13 protein-coding genes are annotated in these 16,320 nt (G+C 70.3%); 5 read left to right on the forward strand and 8 right to left on the reverse strand.

The window, feature by feature from the left end:
- Positions 1-27: 27 nt before the first annotated feature.
- The 5 genes from urtE to urtA all read right to left on the reverse strand — a co-directional run bounded on the left by urtE (position 28) and on the right by urtA (position 4,844).
- Positions 28-720: an urea ABC transporter ATP-binding subunit UrtE gene (urtE, locus tag ACWCPI_RS11265; RefSeq protein WP_451037872.1), complete on the reverse strand. Its 693-nt coding sequence runs from the start codon at positions 718-720 to the stop codon at positions 28-30.
- A 5-nt stretch (positions 721-725) separates the two neighbouring features.
- Positions 726-1,499 (reverse strand): urea ABC transporter ATP-binding protein UrtD, encoded by a 774-nt coding sequence (gene urtD / locus ACWCPI_RS11270; RefSeq protein ID WP_451037873.1) that lies wholly within the window; start codon positions 1,497-1,499, stop codon positions 726-728.
- A complete protein-coding gene (gene urtC / locus ACWCPI_RS11275; protein WP_451037874.1) occupies positions 1,496-2,617 on the reverse strand; it encodes an urea ABC transporter permease subunit UrtC in 1,122 nt (373 codons plus the stop codon). Before urtC ends, urtD begins: the two co-directional genes overlap by 4 nt.
- A complete protein-coding gene (gene urtB, locus ACWCPI_RS11280) occupies positions 2,614-3,498 on the reverse strand; it encodes an urea ABC transporter permease subunit UrtB (protein WP_451037875.1) in 885 nt (294 codons plus the stop codon). Before urtB ends, urtC begins: the two co-directional genes overlap by 4 nt.
- A 95-nt stretch (positions 3,499-3,593) precedes the next feature.
- On the reverse strand, positions 3,594-4,844 hold the full coding sequence (gene urtA, locus ACWCPI_RS11285; RefSeq protein WP_451037876.1) for an urea ABC transporter substrate-binding protein: 1,251 nt from the start codon (positions 4,842-4,844) through the stop codon (positions 3,594-3,596).
- 417 nt (positions 4,845-5,261) lie between these two features.
- Between urtA and ACWCPI_RS11290 the strand changes: the two genes are divergently transcribed.
- The gene (locus ACWCPI_RS11290; RefSeq protein ID WP_451037877.1) at positions 5,262-5,735 is read left to right on the forward strand and encodes a MarR family winged helix-turn-helix transcriptional regulator; all 474 of its coding nucleotides are present in this window, start codon (positions 5,262-5,264) and stop codon (positions 5,733-5,735) included.
- On the opposite strand, the gene ACWCPI_RS11295 is transcribed toward ACWCPI_RS11290, so the two are convergent.
- A complete protein-coding gene (locus ACWCPI_RS11295; protein WP_451037878.1) occupies positions 5,692-6,810 on the reverse strand; it encodes a substrate-binding domain-containing protein in 1,119 nt (372 codons plus the stop codon). The genes ACWCPI_RS11290 and ACWCPI_RS11295 overlap by 44 nt on opposite strands.
- A 114-nt stretch (positions 6,811-6,924) precedes the next feature.
- Positions 6,925-8,331, reverse strand: coding sequence for a short-chain fatty acyl-CoA regulator family protein (locus tag ACWCPI_RS11300; RefSeq protein ID WP_451037879.1), 1,407 nt, complete (start codon positions 8,329-8,331; stop codon positions 6,925-6,927).
- Positions 8,332-8,718: 387 nt separating this feature from the next.
- On the opposite strand from ACWCPI_RS11300, the gene aceA reads away from it, so the two are divergent.
- The 4 genes from aceA to ACWCPI_RS11320 all read left to right on the forward strand — a co-directional run bounded on the left by aceA (position 8,719) and on the right by ACWCPI_RS11320 (position 14,281).
- Positions 8,719-10,002, forward strand: a complete 1,284-nt coding sequence (gene aceA / locus ACWCPI_RS11305; protein WP_451037880.1) for an isocitrate lyase — start codon at positions 8,719-8,721, stop codon at positions 10,000-10,002.
- A 102-nt stretch (positions 10,003-10,104) separates the two neighbouring features.
- Positions 10,105-11,703 (forward strand): malate synthase A, encoded by a 1,599-nt coding sequence (aceB, locus tag ACWCPI_RS11310; RefSeq protein WP_451037881.1) that lies wholly within the window; start codon positions 10,105-10,107, stop codon positions 11,701-11,703.
- Entirely contained in the window at positions 11,700-12,569 is an 870-nt protein-coding gene (locus ACWCPI_RS11315) for a 3-hydroxybutyryl-CoA dehydrogenase (protein ID WP_451037882.1), read from the forward strand. Before aceB ends, ACWCPI_RS11315 begins: the two co-directional genes overlap by 4 nt.
- A gap of 326 nt (positions 12,570-12,895) precedes the next feature.
- Positions 12,896-14,281: an MFS transporter gene (locus tag ACWCPI_RS11320; protein ID WP_451037883.1), complete on the forward strand. Its 1,386-nt coding sequence runs from the start codon at positions 12,896-12,898 to the stop codon at positions 14,279-14,281.
- 58 nt (positions 14,282-14,339) lie between these two features.
- Here ACWCPI_RS11320 and ACWCPI_RS11325 read toward each other — a convergent pair whose 3' ends face one another.
- On the reverse strand, positions 14,340-16,286 hold the full coding sequence (locus ACWCPI_RS11325; protein WP_451037884.1) for a helix-turn-helix domain-containing protein: 1,947 nt from the start codon (positions 16,284-16,286) through the stop codon (positions 14,340-14,342).
- Positions 16,287-16,320 lie beyond the last annotated feature (34 nt).

Genomic DNA, 16,320 nt, shown 5'->3' on the forward strand with positions numbered 1-16,320 from the left:
TCCCGTCGTCCCCGGCGCAGCCCCGAGTCACACGCTGAGCGCCGCTCGTACGGTCTGCTCGGACTCTGCCCCTCCCGCTCCCGAGGAGGTGACGCGTCCCGCTTCCAGCACGTAGTACTGCTGGGCGGCGCGCATGGCGAAGCCGACGTGCTGTTCGACGAGGAGGACGGACAGGCCGCCGCGTCGGGTCAGGGCGAGGATCGTCTCCTCGATCTCGGCGACGATGGAGGGCTGGATGCCCTCGGTCGGTTCGTCGAGGAGGAGGAGCCTGGGGCGGGTGATCAGGGCGCGGGCGATGGCGAGTTGCTGGCGCTGGCCGCCGGAGAGGAGGCCGGCGCGGCGGCCGGACAGTTCGCGCAGGGCCGGGAAGAGGTCCAGGGCCTCGGTGATGGCCTCCTTGCCGTCGGGGCGTCCGTCGGCGACGAGTTGGAGGTTCTCGGCGGTGCTCAGGTGCGGGAAGGACTGCTGGCCCTGAGGGACGTAGGCCATGCCGCGGGCGACCCGCTGGTGCGGGGCGAGGCGGGTGATGTCCTCGCCGTCCAGCAGGATCGTGCCGCCCGTCGGCTTGATCAGGCCCATGGCCGCCCGCAGCAGGGTGCTCTTGCCGGCGCCGTTGTGGCCGAGGACGGCCGCCACGCCGTCCTTCGGTACCGCGAGGGTCACGCCGTGCAGCACGGTCGTGCGGTCGTAGCCCGCCCGAACGGTGGTGATCTCCAGCATGGGCGTCACGCCTCCTCAGCGACAGGAATGGCAGCGGGCTCGGGTTCGCAGGCGCGCCCCAGGTAGACCTCCTGGACCTTGGCGTCGGCCTGGACTTCGGCGACCGATCCCTCGCTGAGGACCTTGCCGGCGTGCAGGACACTGACGCTGCGGGCGAAGGAACGCATGAAGTCCATGTCGTGCTCGATGACGACGACCGTGTGGTCTGCGCTGACCCGCTGCAGCAGTTCGCCGGTGGCCTCGCGTTCGTCGTGGCTCATGCCGGCGACGGGCTCGTCGAGCAGCAGCAGCTTCACGTCCTGCACGAGCAGCATGCCGATCTCCAGCCACTGCTTCTGACCATGGGCCAACACACCCGCCGGGCGATCGCGCAAGTCCGTCAGGCCGGTGGTCTCCAGCGCCTTCGTCACCGCCTCCGGCACACCCGTGCGGCGCCGCAGCATCGTCAACGGGCCGCGCCTGGCTCCCGCGGCGATGTCGAGGTTCTGCAGGACGGTCAGCTCCTCGAAGACGGTGGCCGTCTGGAAGGTACGGCCGATCCCCAGGCGGGCGATGCGGTGCACGGGCTTGCCCAGCAGGTCCTGGTCTTTGAATCGGACCGAGCCGGTCGCCTTCACCAGACCCGTGACCGCGTCGACGAGTGTGGTCTTGCCGGCGCCGTTCGGCCCGATGAGGAAGCGCAGGTCGCCGGGGTGGATGTCCAGGTCCACTCCATCGACGGCCTTGAAGCCGTCGAACGTGACCCGCAGGTCGCGGACGGTCAGTCCCTCGCCGCTCATGCTGTCTCTCCCGTCGGGGTCGTACCGGTACGGCGCTTGCGCAGGACGGTCACCAGGGACGCCAGGCCGCCCGGCAGGAAGCCGACCGCCACGACGAACAGCAGACCCTGGAGGTACGTCCACGCGGCGGGGTAGGCGTCCGAGAGCGTGCTCTGCGTCCAGGCCACCGCGATCGCGCCCAGCACCGCGCCCACCAGACTGGCCCGGCCGCCGACCGCCGCGCCGATGACGAAGCCGATGGACGGCACGATCCCGATCAGCGCCGGGGAGATGATCCCGACCGCGGGCACGAAGAGGGCACCGGCCAGGCCCGCCATACCGGCCGCGACGACGTACGCCACCAGCTTGACGTTGGCCGGGTCGTACCCGAGGAAGCGCACGCGTTCCTCGGAGTCCCGTACGGCGATGAGGAGTTCGCCGTAGCGGCTGACGAACAGCTGGCGGGCGGCGGCCATCAGCAGGAGCAGGGCGGCGGCGATGATGAAGTACACCGTCCGCTGGTTGACGGGGTCGCCCAGGTCGTAGCCGAAGAAGCCCTGGATGTCGGTCAGGCCGTTGGTGCCCCCGGTGGTGGCCTGCTGGCCGACGAGCCAGATGGCCAGGGCGGCGGCGAGCGCCTGGCTCAGGATCGCGAAGTACGCGCCCTTCACGCGGCGTCGGAAGACGAAGAAGCCGAGCAGCGCGGCCACCGCCATCGGCAGCAGTACGGTCATGGCGAGGGCGAAGGCCGGGTCGGCGAAGGGCTTCCACCACCAGGGCAGCGCGTCACCGGTGCCGTACAGCTGCATGAAGTCGGGCAGGGTCTGGCCGGTGGCGGCGGCGTCGGCGAGCTTGAGGTGCATGGCCATGGCGTAGCCGCCGAGACCGAAGAAGACGCCCTGGCCGAGGACCATCAGCCCGCCCCGGCCCCAGGCGAGGCTCACGCCGACCGCCACGATCGCGTAACACAGGTACTTGGCCAGGAGGTTGAGCCGGAAGTCGGACAGGACGAGCGGGGCCACGCCGAGGAGCAGGACGGCGCCGAGGAGGAAGGCGCCGGGTACCCGGAAGCGTTCCAGGAGGGACGCCGACGGCTGAGCGACGGACGTCGTCTTGGTCGGTGAGGTCGTTGTCGTCATGCCAGGCTCCGGGTGCGCAGTGTGTACAGGCCCTGGGGTCGCCACTGCAGGAAGGCGACGATCGCCACGAGCACGATGACCTTCGCGACGCTCACGGTCGTGGAGTACTCCAGCACCGACTGCAGCACGCCGAGGACGAAGGCCGTGATGACGCTGCCCTTGAGTTGGCCGATGCCTCCGACGACCACGACGAGGAAGGCGTCGACGATGTAGTTGGTGCCCATCGTGGGACCGATCGGGCCGACCAGGGTGAGTGCGACGCCGGCCACGCCCGCCAGGCCCGAGCCGATGAAGAACGTCGTGCGGTCCACCCGCTCGGTGGCGACACCGGACACCTCGGCGAGGTCGCGGTTCTGCACGACGGCCCGGATACGGCGCCCCAGCGGGGTGAGCCGCAGGATCAGCGTGAGACCGAGGACGCACAGCAGCGCGAGACCGAGGATGAACAGCCGGTTGTTGGCGAGGGTGATGCCCGCGACCGAGATGTTGCCGGTCAGCAGATCCGGGGCGGCGGTCTGCACGTTGGGGGCGCCGAAGATGTCACGGGCGAGCTGCTGGAGCATCAGCGAGACGCCCCAGGTGACCAGCAGGGTGTCCAGCGGCCGGGTGTACAGGCGCCGGATGAGCAGCCACTCCAGGAGCGCTCCCATGGCACCGGCGACGAGGAAGGCCAGCGGCAGGGCGACGAGCAGGGAGACGCCGGCGCTGCTGATGGACTTCTGCAGCACGTACGTGGTGTAGGCGCCGGCCATGATGAACTCGCCGTGCGCCATGTTGATCACGCCCATCTGCCCGAAGGTCAGGGTCAGGCCGAGGGCGATGAGCAGCAGGACGGCACCGATGCTGATGCCGGTGAAGGACTGGTTGAGGATGACCGTCATGAAGCGGCTCCGGGTCGGGGACGAAAGGTGCGGGCTTTCCACGGGCGTGACCCGGCCTCACGACGAGGCCGGGTCTTACCGGGAGAGGGCTCGGCTCAGGAGAGGCCGGAGGCCCAGGAGTAGCCCTTCAGGTACGGGTCCGGCTTGATCGGCTTGCCCGAGTTCCACACCTCGGTGATCAGTCCGTCGGAGCCGACCTTGCCGATGCGGGCCGTCTTGTGGACGTGCTGGGTGGCGCCGTCGACGGTGACCTTGCCCTCGGGGGCGTCGAAGGTGATGCCGTCGGAGGCGGCCTTCACCTTCGCCACGTCGAAGGAGCCGGCCTTCTCGACCATCGCCTTCCACAGGTAGACCGAGATGTAGGCGGCCTCCATGGGGTCGGACGTCGGCTTGTCCTTCCCGTACGCGGCCTGGTACGCCTTCACGAACTTCTCGTTCGCCGCGCCCGGAGTGGTCTGGTAGTAGTTCCAGGCCGTCAACTGGCCCTCCAGGTACTGGGTGCCGATGCTCTTGACCTCCTCCTCGGCGATGGACACCGACAGCACCGGCAGGCTCTTCGCGGTGAGCCCCGCGGACTTGTACTCCTTGAAGAAGGCCACGTTGCTGTCGCCGTTGAGGGTGTTGAACACGGCGTCCGCGCCGGCGTCCTTGACCTTGTTGACGATGGTGCTGAACTCGGTGGAGCCCAGCGGCGCGTAGTCCTCCCCCATGATCTGCATGCCGTTGGCCTTCGCGTACGTCCTGATCTCCTTGTTGGCGGTACGAGGGAAGACGTAGTCGCTGCCGACCAGGTAGAGCTTGGTCAGGCCCTGCTTCTTGAGGTAGTCGAGGGCCGGGATGATCTGCTGGTTGGTGGTCGCGCCTGTGTAGAAGATGTACGGGGACTGCTCCAGTCCCTCGTACTGCACCGGGTAGAACAGCAGCGACTTGTTCCGCTCGAAGACCGGCTTGACGGCCTTGCGGCTGGCCGAGGTCCAGCAGCCGAAGGTGGCGACGACCTTGTCGTCCGTGATCAGGGTCTGCGCCTTCTCGGCGAAGGTGGGCCAGTCGGAGGCGCCGTCCTGGCTGATGGGCTTGAGCTTCTTGCCGAGGACGCCGCCGGCGGCGTTGATCTCCTTGACCGCGAGCAGCAGCGCGTTGTGGACCGTCACCTCGCTGATGGCCATGGTGCCCGAGAGCGAGTTCAGCAGACCCACCTTGACGGTGTCGCCGGAGGTGTCCGCCTTCGCTCCGGCGGAGGACGTGTCGCTGCCGGTCTTGGCGCCGCACGCGCTGAGGGCGGCCGATGCGCCGAGGGCGGATACGCCGGCCAGGAGACCGCGTCTGCTGATGCTGAGCCCGGACATGCAAAACCTCCTTGCCCCGAAGGGCGGTGCGAAGTGAACGGAAGACTCTGGGGAGGGAATGGAGGGAGTGAATGGGACGCGCTTCAGTGGCGGCGGCGTTGGCGCACGGGTTCCCCAGCCGTTCCGGGGTGGCCTCCGGGCTGGTCGCTGAAGTGCGTCCACAGCCTGCGGCGGAACTGTTTCAAGCGCGTTTCGGCGCAATTGAAGGACAGTTTCCAGCGGAAGTATCTCCGTGGGTCAGAAATGAGAAAAGCCGCCGCTGGCGCCGCATGTTGACGGCGTCTCAGTGACGGCATTTATTGCTTCCGCGGGAAAGGATCAGATTCTGGGAATGCTCTGTCAAGACTGAGATGATCGGCGGTAGGCTCACGGCATCCCGGCCGCGGGGGACCGCGCGGATGCGAGCTGAGGAGTGCGATGGCGAGGCAGCCCCAGGAACTGCTCCACCTGCTGACACGGGCCGAGCGCCTCTCAGTGCGCCGAATTCAGTCCGTGCTCGAGGAGTTCGACTGCTCCATCGAGGCGTGGCGGGTACTCGACCTGCTCTCCGACGGCGAAGGCCACAACATGACGGCCCTCGCCGACCACGCCTTCCTGCCGGCACCGACCCTGACCAAGCTGATCGACCAACTCGTCGACCAGAACATGGTCTTCCGCCGCGTCGACCCCGCCGATCGTCGCCGTGTCCTGGCCCAGCTCACCCCACGGGGCATGCAGCGCTGGCAGCGGCTGTCCCGCGCGGTCCGGGCCGAGTGGGGCGAGGTGAAGCCCCTGCTCGCGGAGAACGATGAGGAGCACCTGAAGACCCTGCTCGCCCAGTTGGCCGGGGCACTGGAGGGCGGCGGAGTCACAGCAGCTCGTGTGGAGCGCGCAGTTGGGCGAGGACGTTGAAGTCGAGCCCCTCCGCCTGCGCCAGGTAGATGCGCTGGCGGACATGACGGCCGTCGAGGCTCAGCAGGCCGCGTGGGCCTTCGTACGCGACGTTCTCGGCGGCCGCTCCGATGGCGGACACGTCCAGGGTGCGAGCCCGTTCGATGAGCGCCGCGAGCAGCAGCACGCCTTCATAACAGGATTCGCCGAGGCTGCCGGGAACCGGAGCGTCCACACCGAAGCGGCCCGCGTACCGGCCGTGGAAGTCCATGGTGTTCTGGTCCGCCAGCGAGGCGAAGAACCCAGCCGTGCTGTACAGGTCGACGGTGGCTTCGGGGCCGCTGCCGAGCAGCATGCTCTCATCCATGAGCGTGCTCAGCCGCAGGCAGCGCTGGTCGAGCCCGGCAGCGGCGAAGGCCCGGTTGAAGCGGACCGCGTCGCTGCCCACCAGAAGCATGAGCACGGCGTCCGCGTCCGCCCGCTCGATGCGCCGCAGCACGTCGGTGAAGTCATCGGTCCCCAGCGGCAGGTACACCTCGCCGCAGACCCGGCCCCGGCCCTCGCGCGCGTAGCGCCGGGCGACCCGGGCGGTGCGCCGGGGCCAGACGTAGTCGTTGCCGACCACCAACCAGCGACGCACGCCCCGCGACTCCGCAAGCAACCGCATGGCGGGCAGCAACTGCCAGGCGGGCGTCTCGCTGGTCATGAAGACACCCTCGGTGCGCTCGCCGCCCTCGTACAGGGCCGTGTAGATGTAGGGCACCCGGTGCGCGATCCGCGGAGCCACCGCCTGCCGCACCGAGGAGATGTGCCAGCCGGTGACGCCCTGCACCGCACCCGTCGCCACCAGGGCTTCGACCTCGTCCGCGACCCGCCGGGGATCCGCACCACCGTCGACCTCCAGCAGCCGCAGCTCCTTGCCGAGCACGCCGCCCGCCTTGTTGATCTCCTCGGCGGCCAGCCGTCCGCACGCCTCGCAGGTGGGACCGAAGATCCCGGCAGGCCCCTGCATCGGGTACACAAGTGCGACATTCAGGGTTGACTCGTCGGCCGTGAACCACTCGGGGGCGTGGAGGCGGAGCGGCGGCCGGTGCATGGCCCCATGATTGCCGCACCCCCCTCACGGCCCAAGCGGTGGCCCGGATCGAGACCGATTCGTAGAAATAGGGCACGACTCGCCGTCTCGGGGCCGGGTCGGGTCTGCGCGAGCTCACGTGGCCGGGCCCACAACCGGATACGGCACGTACGTGCTGCTGTTCTGGTCGATCCGCAAGGGGCGGCCCAGTGGCGGAACGGCGCGCTGGGGGCAGTCGAGGCGTTCGCAGACGCGGCAGCCCATGCCGATGGGGGTGGCGGCGGAGGCGTTGGCCAGGTCGAGGCCGTCGGAGTAGACGAGCCGGTGGGCGTGGCGGATCTCGCAGCCCAGGCCGATGGCGAAGGTCTTGCCGGGTTCGCCCCAGCCGCCGCGATGTCGGGTGACGGCGCGGGCCGTCCACAAGTAGCGCTGCCCGTCGGGCATTTGGGCGATCTGGACATGGATACGGCCGGGGGCGGTGAACGCCTCGTAGACGTTCCACAGCGGGCAGGTGCCGCCGGCCCGGGAGAAGTGGAAGCCGGTCGCGGACTGGCGCTTGGACATGTTGCCGGCCCGGTCGACGCGGACGAAGGAGAAGGGCACGCCGCGCAGGCGGGGGCGCTGGAGGGTGCTCAGGCGGTGGCAGACGGTCTCGTAGCCGAGGCCGTAACGGTCGGTGAGGCGTTCGATGTCGTAGCGCACCTCCTCCGCAGCCGCGTGGAAGTCGGCGTAGGGCAGGATCAGCGCCGCGGCGAAGTAGTTGGCGATGCCGATGCGGGCCAGGGCGTGGGCGGGGGAACCGGCCGGGAAGTCCTCGGCCGCCTGCCGGTCGAGCTCGCCGCCGTACTCCAGCAGGGCGAGCTGGGTCGCCATGCGGAACGCGCGCTGCCCGGGGCGCAGTCGGTTGGACAAGTAGAGAGTGCGAGACGTTTCGTCGTAGTGGTGCAGGTGGTCGGCGGTCACGGCCGCCAGGCGTACGCCGTGGCCGTCGGCCAGTCGTGTGGTGAGGGCGCGCAACACCTCGCCGGGCCGGATGCCGATCCCCTCGGCCAACTGCTCGGCGCCGAGGTCGGTGTCATGCAGGTAGTTCTGGCGGCGGTAGAAGAAGTCGCGGATCTCCTCGTGGGGTGAGCGGGGTGCCGCCTGCTCGGCGTCCCGGCCGTCCGCGGCTCCGGCGAGGCGTTCGACCAGGAGCTGGTTGCGGCGGCCGAGGTCGAGCAGGACCTCGGCGACCGCGGGCATGCGGGAGGCGAGTTCCGCGAGGTCGGACGGGGAGACACGGGCCTCGGAAAGCTCTCCCGCCAGGGCCTCGCGCAGGTCGGCGACGAGTCGTGTGGTGTCGCGCTCGGAGAAGAACGTGGGATCGACGCCGAAGGCTTCGGTCAGCCGCAGCAGGACCGGCACGGTCAGCGGGCGGGAGTCGTGCTCCATCTGGTTCAGGTAGCTGGGCGAGATGCCGAGCACGCGAGCCAGCTCCGCCTGGCTCATCCGGCGCTCTTCACGCAACCGCCGCAGTCGCGCGCCCGCGTACGTCTTGCCCACCGCGCTCCTCACGTCGTCCGTCGTCCGGGACGGTGGCCAGCGTACGTGAACCAGCACCCCGGCAGTCTTTGCAACCTTGGCAGAACAGACCGCGAAGATTCGCAGAAGTTGGCATCCGTCCACGGTTGATGGCACCCAGTGCCAGTGCAAGAGTTCCAGTACGGCCCGCCGGACCTCCGGCAGTCGCGGCGCCACGTCGGGGCACGATTCGCGCCTTGACGTCGGGGATCCCGGCAGCGGCGCCTCGCCTCCGGGCAGACATTGCTCCGCTCCGCCCAGCAGCCGGGCGGCGGGCCGCGCTCCAGCGGACGACACACAGTGCCATCTCCTTGTCATGGCGTCCAGGGGATTGGCAGACCCGAACAACCGAGAGAGACGGTGAAGGCCATGACAGAAGCGAAGACGACGGCGGCCGAGGAGCTCACGCGGCACTGGGCCACCGATCCCCGCTGGCGGGGCATCGAGCGCACCTACAGCGCCGAGGACGTCGTACGGCTGTCGGGCAGCGTCCGCGAGGAGCACACCCTCGCCCGGCGCGGCGCCGAACGGCTGTGGCGGCAGCTGCACGAGCTCGACTACATCCACGCGCTCGGCGCGCTGACCGGCGGGCAGGCGGTGCAGCAGATCAAGGCCGGGCTGCAGGCGATCTACCTGTCCGGGTGGCAGGTCGCCGCCGACGCCAACCAGGCCGGCCACACCTACCCCGACCAGAGCCTGTATCCGGCCAACTCCGTCCCGCAGGTGGTCCGGCGCATCAACAACGCGCTCCTGCGCGCCGACCAGATCGCCACCGCCGAGGGCGGCGAGGACACCACCGACTGGCTCGCGCCGATCGTCGCCGACGCGGAGGCCGGGTTCGGCGGCCCGCTGAACGCCTTCGAGCTGACCAAGGCGATGATCGCCGCCGGTGCCGCGGGCATCCACTACGAAGACCAGCTCGCCTCCGAGAAGAAGTGCGGCCACCTCGGCGGCAAGGTCCTCGTGCCCACCTCCCAGCACGTCCGTACCCTCAACGCGGCCCGCCTGGCCGCCGACATCGCCGACGTGCCGACCGTCATCATCGCCCGCACCGACGCCCTTGCCGCCAACCTCCTCACCACCGACATCGACGAGCGCGACGCCGAGTTCGTCACCGGCGAGCGCACCGCGGAGGGCTTCTACCGGGTCCGTAACGGCATGGCTCCGGTCATCGCGCGCGGCCTGGCCTACGCGCCCTACGCCGACCTGATCTGGGTGGAGACCGGCACACCCGACCTCACCCAGGCCCGCGAGTTCGCCGAGGCGATCCACGCTCGGTACCCGGACCAGATGCTCGCCTACAACTGTTCGCCCTCTTTCAACTGGAAGACCGCGCTGGACGACGACCAAATCGCCAAGTTCCAGCGGGAGCTGGGCGCGATGGGCTACAAGTTCCAGTTCATCACCCTGGCCGGCTTCCACTCCCTCAACCACGGCATGTTCGACCTCGCCCGCGGCTACGCCGAGCACGGCATGACCGCCTATGTCGATCTGCAGGAGCGGGAGTTTGCCGCACAGGCGCACGGCTTCACCGCCGTCAAGCACCAGCGCGAGGTCGGAACCGGCTACTTCGACCTGGTCTCCACCGCCGTCAACCCGGCCTCCTCCACCACCGCCCTGGCCGGCTCCACGGAAGAAGAGCAGTTCCACTAGGCCGCCGGACCGGGCGCCTCGCCGCCCGGCCTGCACCTGGCCGGCGGAGGGCGGGCGACCGTCCCCGTCCCCCTCCGCTCCCGACCACTGACGGAGAACCCGATGTCCACGATCGCACCACCCCACCACGTCCGCGTCCTCGCCGCACCCGGCCACCGGCACGACGAGATCCTCACGCCCGCCGCCCTGGACTTCGTCGGCCGTCTCGCCGCCGTCTTCGGCCATCGTCGCGGGGAACTGCTGAAGGAACGCCGTCGGCAGGTGCTGCGGTTGGCATCGGGCTCTCCGCTCGACTTCCCCATGGTCAGCTCCGCGGTCCGGGCCGACCCCGGCTGGCGCGTCGCCCCACCCGCGCCCGGCCTGACCGACCGGCGCGTGGAGATCACCGGCCCGCCCGACCGCCGTATGACCGTCAACGCGTTGAACTCCGGCGCCAAGGTGTGGATGGCGGACTTCGAAGACGCCACCGCACCCACCTGGGCCAACATCGTCAGTGGTCAGCTCAACCTGCTCGATGCCATCGAGCGGCGCATCGACTTCACCACCGAGGAGGGCAAGGAGTACCGGCTCGCGGACCGGGACGATCTGGCCACGATCATGGTCCGCCCGCGCGGCTGGCACCTCGACGAGGAGCACCTGGAGTACGACGGCGCCCCGGTGCCCGCCGCCCTGGTGGACTTCGGCCTGTACTTCTTCCACTGCGCCCAGCGGCAGATCAACGCCGGGTATGGCCCGTACTTCTCCCTGCCGAAGCTGGAGAACCGCTACGAGGCCCGGCTGTGGAACGACGTCTTCGTCACCGCCCAGGAACTGCTCGGCGTCCCGCGCGGCACGATCCGCGCCACCGTCCTCATCGAGACGATCACCGCCGCGTTCGAGATGGAGGAGATCCTCTACGAACTGCGCGAGCACAGCGCGGGGCTCAACGCGGGCCGCTGGGACTACCTGTTCAGCGTCATCAAGACCTTCGGCCACCGCACCGACTTCCTCCTGCCCGACCGTGCCAAGGTCACGATGACCGCGCCCTTCATGCGGGCGTACACCGAACTCCTCGTGCGCACCTGCCACAAGCGCGGCGCCCACGCCATCGGCGGCATGGCCGCCCAGGTGCCGGGCAGGGATCCGGCGGCGAACGAGGCCGCGCTTGCCGAGGTGCGGCTGGACAAGGAGCGGGAGGCCGAGGACGGTTTCGACGGCTCCTGGGTCGCCCACCCCGCTCTCGTCCCCGTCTGCCGGGAGGTGTTCGACGGTATCCTCGGCGAACGGTCCCACCAGATCGACCGCACCCGTGACGACGTCGAGGTGGCGCCGGCCGAGCTGCTGTCGGTGCGCCGGATCAGCGGCCCGCCCACACAGGAGGGCGTGCGGACCAACATAGCGGTCGCCCTGCGCTACTTCGCGGCCTGGCTGCGCGGGCAGGGCGCCTTCGCCCTGTACGGGCTGATGGAGGACGCGGCCACCGCCGAGATCGCCCGGGTGCAGATCTGGCAGTGGCTGCGGCATCGGGTGATTGACCGAGAAACGGTCCTGCGGCTGCTGGACGACGAGATCGCGGCCGTAGGCGCCGAGCACCCGTGGGCGCAGGTCGACGAGATCCGCGCGCTCTTCGAACACACCGCGCTGTGCGCAGAGTTGCCGCTGTTCTTCACCCCGGACGCGTACACCCGTCACCTCGTGCGGCGCACGGAGGCCGGGGCATGAGCGGGGACATCCGGCGCGTCGGCGTGGTCGGCGGCGGGCAGATGGGCGCCGGCATCGCCGAGGTGTGCGCGCGGGCCGGGCTGGACACCGTGGTCTGTGAGGTGGACGCGGTCGCGGCCCGAGCCGCCCGGGACCGGGTGGCGGCGTCGCTCGACCGCGCGGTACGGCGCGGCAAGCTGGAGGAGGCCGCCGCGCGGGACGCGCTCACCCGCTTGGTGTTCACCGGCAGCCTGGAGGACCTGGCGGACCGGCAACTCGTCGTCGAGGCCGTCGTGGAGAACCCAGACGCCAAGACCGAGGTCTTCACGGCCCTGGACAAGATCGTCGAGGATCCGGCGGCGGTGCTGGCGACCAACACCTCCTCCCTGCCGATCATGCGGCTCGGCATGGCCACCGGCCGCGCGGACCGGGTTGTGGGCCTGCACTTCTTCAACCCCGTACCCGTACTGTCGCTGGTGGAGGTCGTGACCTCCCTGCACACGTCAGCGCAGACGGTCGCCGCCGTCGAGGACTTCGCGACCCGCACGCTCGACAAGAGGGTGATCCACTCCCGGGACCGGGCTGGATTCGTCGTCAACGCCCTGCTGATCCCCTACCTGCTGGCAGCGGTCCGGATGGCAGAGTCCGGCTTCGCCACCGCAGAGCACATCGACACGGGCATGGAGCTGGGCTGCGCCCACCCCATGGGCCCGCTGAAGCTGGCCGACCTGATCGGCCTGGACACCGTCGCCTCGATCGCCGAATCCCTCTACGACGAGTTCCGTGAACCGCTGTACGCACCGCCACCCCTGCTCCAGCGGATGGTGCAGGCGGGACTCCTCGGCCGGAAGACCGGCCGCGGGTTCCACACCTACGACCAGGGCTGAGGGCCTGTCACGGCGCGGGCTGAGGGGCCCGCTCCACCGCCGGGGTGAGGATCCCGAGCGGCGTCACAGGGGAAAGGGCGGGAAGCGCGAGTGCGGCGCTTCCCGCCCCGCGGCAACCACCGTCAACCCACCGGCTGGGGCAGCAAGCGGCGAGCCAACCTCGGCTGCTCGGACCCTCTCAGCCGCCCGTCCACGAGCCGTCATGGTGGTCTGACGCACAGCCGCGCCCTGAACTATGTTGCCCCACCACATGTGCCCCTGACCTGCACCTTCCTACGGTGTGCGAACACATACCCGTCCCCACCGCACACGAGGAAGTGGCGCACATGGCCTCCGCAACCACCGCTCCCCCACCGCCGGGCAACCTCAGGCGCATCGTCGCCGCCAGCCTCATCGGCACCACCATCGAGTGGTACGACTTCTTCCTCTACGGTTCCGCCGCCGCCCTCGTCTTCAACAAGCTGTTCTTCCCGGACTCCGATCCGCTCGTCGGTACGCTTCTGTCGTTCCTGACGTACGCCGTCGGGTTCGCCGCCCGGCCCTTGGGCGCACTCGTCTTCGGACATTACGGTGACCGGCTCGGCCGCAAGAAGCTGCTGGTGCTGAGCCTGTTGCTGATGGGCGGGGCGACCTTCGCGATCGGGCTGCTTCCGACGCACGCGACCATCGGGTCCGCCGCGCCGGTGCTGCTGACGGTGCTGCGCCTGGTGCAGGGCTTCGCGCTCGGCGGTGAGTGGGGCGGGGCCGTGCTCCTGGTGTCCGAGCACGGTGACGCGCGGCGGCGCGGTTTCTGGGCCTCGTGGCCGCAGACCGGCGCACCGGCCGGACAACTCCTGGCGACCGGCGTGCTGTCCCTGCTGACGGCCCTGCTCTCGGAGAGCGCCTTCGGGACGTGGGGGTGGCGGATCCCGTTCCTGCTCTCCGGCGTCCTGGTGATCGTCGGTTTGTGGATTCGTCTTTCTGTCGACGAGTCGCCCGTCTTCCGGCAGGCACTGGCACAGGCCGAGGCCCGTAAAGCGGCGCACACGGCCGACGCCGAGCGGATGCCGCTGGTCTCCGTGCTGCGGCACCACTGGCGTGACGTCCTGGTGGCCATGGGTGCGCGTATGGCGGAGAACATCAGCTACTACGTCATCACCGCGTTCATCCTGGTCTACGCCACCAACTCCGCCGGTGTCTCCAAGCAGACCGCCCTCAACGCCGTACTGATCGCCTCCGCCGTGCACTTCGCGGTGATTCCGGTCTGGGGTGCGTTGTCCGACCGTATCGGCCGCCGTCCCGTGTACCTGCTCGGCGCCGTGGGCGTCGGAGGGTGGATGTTCCCGTTCTTCTGGCTCGTCGACACCGGCGGCTTCGGCAACCTGATCCTCGCCGTCACGGTCGGCCTGGTCCTGCACGGCGCCATGTACGCGCCCCAAGCCGCCTTCTTCTCCGAGATGTTCGCGACCCGGATGCGCTACTCCGGCGCCTCGATCGGCGCCCAGTTCGCGTCGGTCGCGGCGGGTGCTCCCGCGCCGCTCATCGCCACCGCGCTGCTCCAGGACTACGGCAGCTCCACCCCGATCGCCCTGTACGTCATCGCCGCGGCGCTCCTGACGGTCATAGCGGTGGGCGTGGCCAAGGAGACGCGTCACCGCGACCTGGCCGACATCGAGCCCTCGGTGGACGCGGAGCCCACGCCGACCCGAGCGGCGGACGCGCACCGGGTCTGACCTGCGGTCCGTCCGGTGGCTGTGCGCATCCGACCCCCGTACGCCCGGCGTGCGGGGGTCAGTGCCGTGCCGAGCCCGACAACCGGTGCAGACGGAGTGCCAGTTGGATCTCCAGGGCACGGGCCGGGCTCTGCCAGTCGTCGCCGAGGAGGCGGCCGACGCGCTCCAGGCGCTGCGCGACCGTGTTCACATGGACGTGCAGTTCGTCCTTGGTGCGGGCCGGGCTCATGCCGCAGGCGAAGTAGGCGTCGAGGGTGCGCAGCAGGTCGGTGCCGCGCCGTTCGTCGTACGCGACGACCGGCCCGATCGTACGGCCGACGAAGCCCGTGATGTCCCTGTCCCCCGCCAGCAGCAGGCCGAGGAACCCGAAGTCCTCGGCGGCCGCGCCGTCCCCACAGCGACCCAGCAGCCGCAGGGCGTCGAGGCAGCGCCGGCTCTCCTCATAGGCGGCGGCCACGGTGTCCGGGTCGGTGGCCAGGTCCCCGACGGGCGCGGAGGAGCCGACGGTGACCGCCTCGTGGACGGCCGTGCCGAGGTGCCGGGCGGTACGGCGGGCCAGGGCGGAGGCCGTGTCGCCCGGTTCGAGAGGGAGGAGCAGTACCGTGCCGCCGTCGCGGGCGGCGGCCAGGCCGTGTCGCGTCGCGGCCAGATGGGACGCGGCGGACCACAGGCGCCTACGCGTGTCCGCTTCCTGGTCGGCGTCGGCCGCGGCGGCTCCCAGGCGGGCGGCGAGCACGACATGGGTGGCGTCGAGGTCGGCGTGCAGCCGCGCGGCGCGCTCGCGCAGCAGACGCGGGTCGCGGTCGCGGGCGTCCAGCAGGTCGTCCAGCAGTTCGCCCCGGACGCGCTGTTCGGCCTCGGCCGCGGAGCGACGGGCCAGGAGCAGCAGGGAGGTGACCATGGCTGCCCGCTCCAGCGTGCGCTGGTCGACGGGGTCGAGGCCGGGGTGCCCGCGCAGCACGAGCGCGCCGAGCAGTTCGCCGCCCGCGGACACCGCTGCGATCCAGTCGGCGCCGTGCCGTACGGCGTGGCCCTCGGCGCGGGATGCCTCCAGTGCCCGGGCGGGTGCGGCGGTGGCGTCGGCGAACTCCACGGTGCCGTCGAGGACTTCGGAGACCGCGGCGGCCACGTCGTGCACTCCCCCGCCGCGCAGGACGAGTTCGGCGAGCCGGTCGTGCACGTCCGAGGCCCGTTCGATGACTCCGCTGCGGTCGCGGATGATCTCGTTGGCCCGCTCCAGGTCGGCGAGGGCCGAGCGGGTCTCGGTGAGCAGGTTCGCGGTGTCGATGGCGGCCGCGGCGAGCGCGGCGAAGGAGCCGAGCAGCGCGATCTGCTCCCGCTCGAAGACCCGGGCCCGGCGGTCCGCGGCGAAGAGGACACCGATCACATGGTGACCCAGCATCAGCGGCACACCGAGAATGGCGACCAGCCCCTCGTCGCGCACACCGGAGTCGATGGCGAGGGTGTGCTGGAAGCGGTCGTCCTTGAAGTAGTCGTCGGTCACATAGGGGCGTGCCGTCTGCGCGACGAGGCCGCCGAGGCCTTCGCCCATGCCGAGCCGCAACTGCTGGAACCGGGCGGCGACCGACCCCTCGGTCACCCGCATGTAGGTGTCGCCCCTCTCCGGGTCGTTCAGGCTGAGGTAGGCGACATCCGTGCCGAGCAGTGAGCGGGCGCGCTGCACGATCGCCTGTAGTACGGAGTCCAGGTCCCGAAGTCCCGCGAGGTCGTGGGCCGTCTCGAAGAGGGCCGACAGCTCGGCCTCCCGTCTGCGGCGCCCCTCCAGCTCGGAGCGCACGCGCAGCGCGAGCAGCTTGGCCTGTTCGAGGGCGACGATCCGCTCGGTGGGCCTGCCCTCGGCCCGCGCGAGCAGCACCGGCTGCTCGTAGGCGTCGGCCGAGGCGCCCCGGGCCAGCAGTTCGAGGAACGGTGTCTCGGCGCTGCTCAGGGGTGCTCCGGCAGCGGTGGCGGAACGCTCGGCGGGGTGGACGTGATCGCGGGGCATGCTCACAGGATTGCTCATCTCCCCGCCGCCTCGT

It is taken from the genome of Streptomyces sp. NPDC001920 (assembly GCF_053594495.1).

Bases quoted from the DNA above. Each gene is read 5' to 3' on its own strand.
- urtE (WP_451037872.1), bottom strand. From the start codon at position 720: ATGCTGGAGATCACCACCGTTCGGGCGGGCTACGACCGCACGACCGTG.
- urtD (WP_451037873.1), bottom strand. From the start codon at position 1,499: ATGAGCGGCGAGGGACTGACCGTCCGCGACCTGCGGGTCACGTTCGAC.
- urtC (WP_451037874.1), bottom strand. From the start codon at position 2,617: ATGACGACAACGACCTCACCGACCAAGACGACGTCCGTCGCTCAGCCG.
- urtB (WP_451037875.1), bottom strand. From the start codon at position 3,498: ATGACGGTCATCCTCAACCAGTCCTTCACCGGCATCAGCATCGGTGCC.
- urtA (WP_451037876.1), bottom strand. From the start codon at position 4,844: ATGTCCGGGCTCAGCATCAGCAGACGCGGTCTCCTGGCCGGCGTATCC.
- ACWCPI_RS11290 (WP_451037877.1), top strand. From the start codon at position 5,262: ATGGCGAGGCAGCCCCAGGAACTGCTCCACCTGCTGACACGGGCCGAG.
- ACWCPI_RS11295 (WP_451037878.1), bottom strand. From the start codon at position 6,810: ATGCACCGGCCGCCGCTCCGCCTCCACGCCCCCGAGTGGTTCACGGCC.
- aceA (WP_451037880.1), top strand. From the start codon at position 8,719: ATGACAGAAGCGAAGACGACGGCGGCCGAGGAGCTCACGCGGCACTGG.
- aceB (WP_451037881.1), top strand. From the start codon at position 10,105: ATGTCCACGATCGCACCACCCCACCACGTCCGCGTCCTCGCCGCACCC.
- ACWCPI_RS11315 (WP_451037882.1), top strand. From the start codon at position 11,700: ATGAGCGGGGACATCCGGCGCGTCGGCGTGGTCGGCGGCGGGCAGATG.
- ACWCPI_RS11320 (WP_451037883.1), top strand. From the start codon at position 12,896: ATGGCCTCCGCAACCACCGCTCCCCCACCGCCGGGCAACCTCAGGCGC.
- ACWCPI_RS11325 (WP_451037884.1), bottom strand. From the start codon at position 16,286: ATGCCCCGCGATCACGTCCACCCCGCCGAGCGTTCCGCCACCGCTGCC.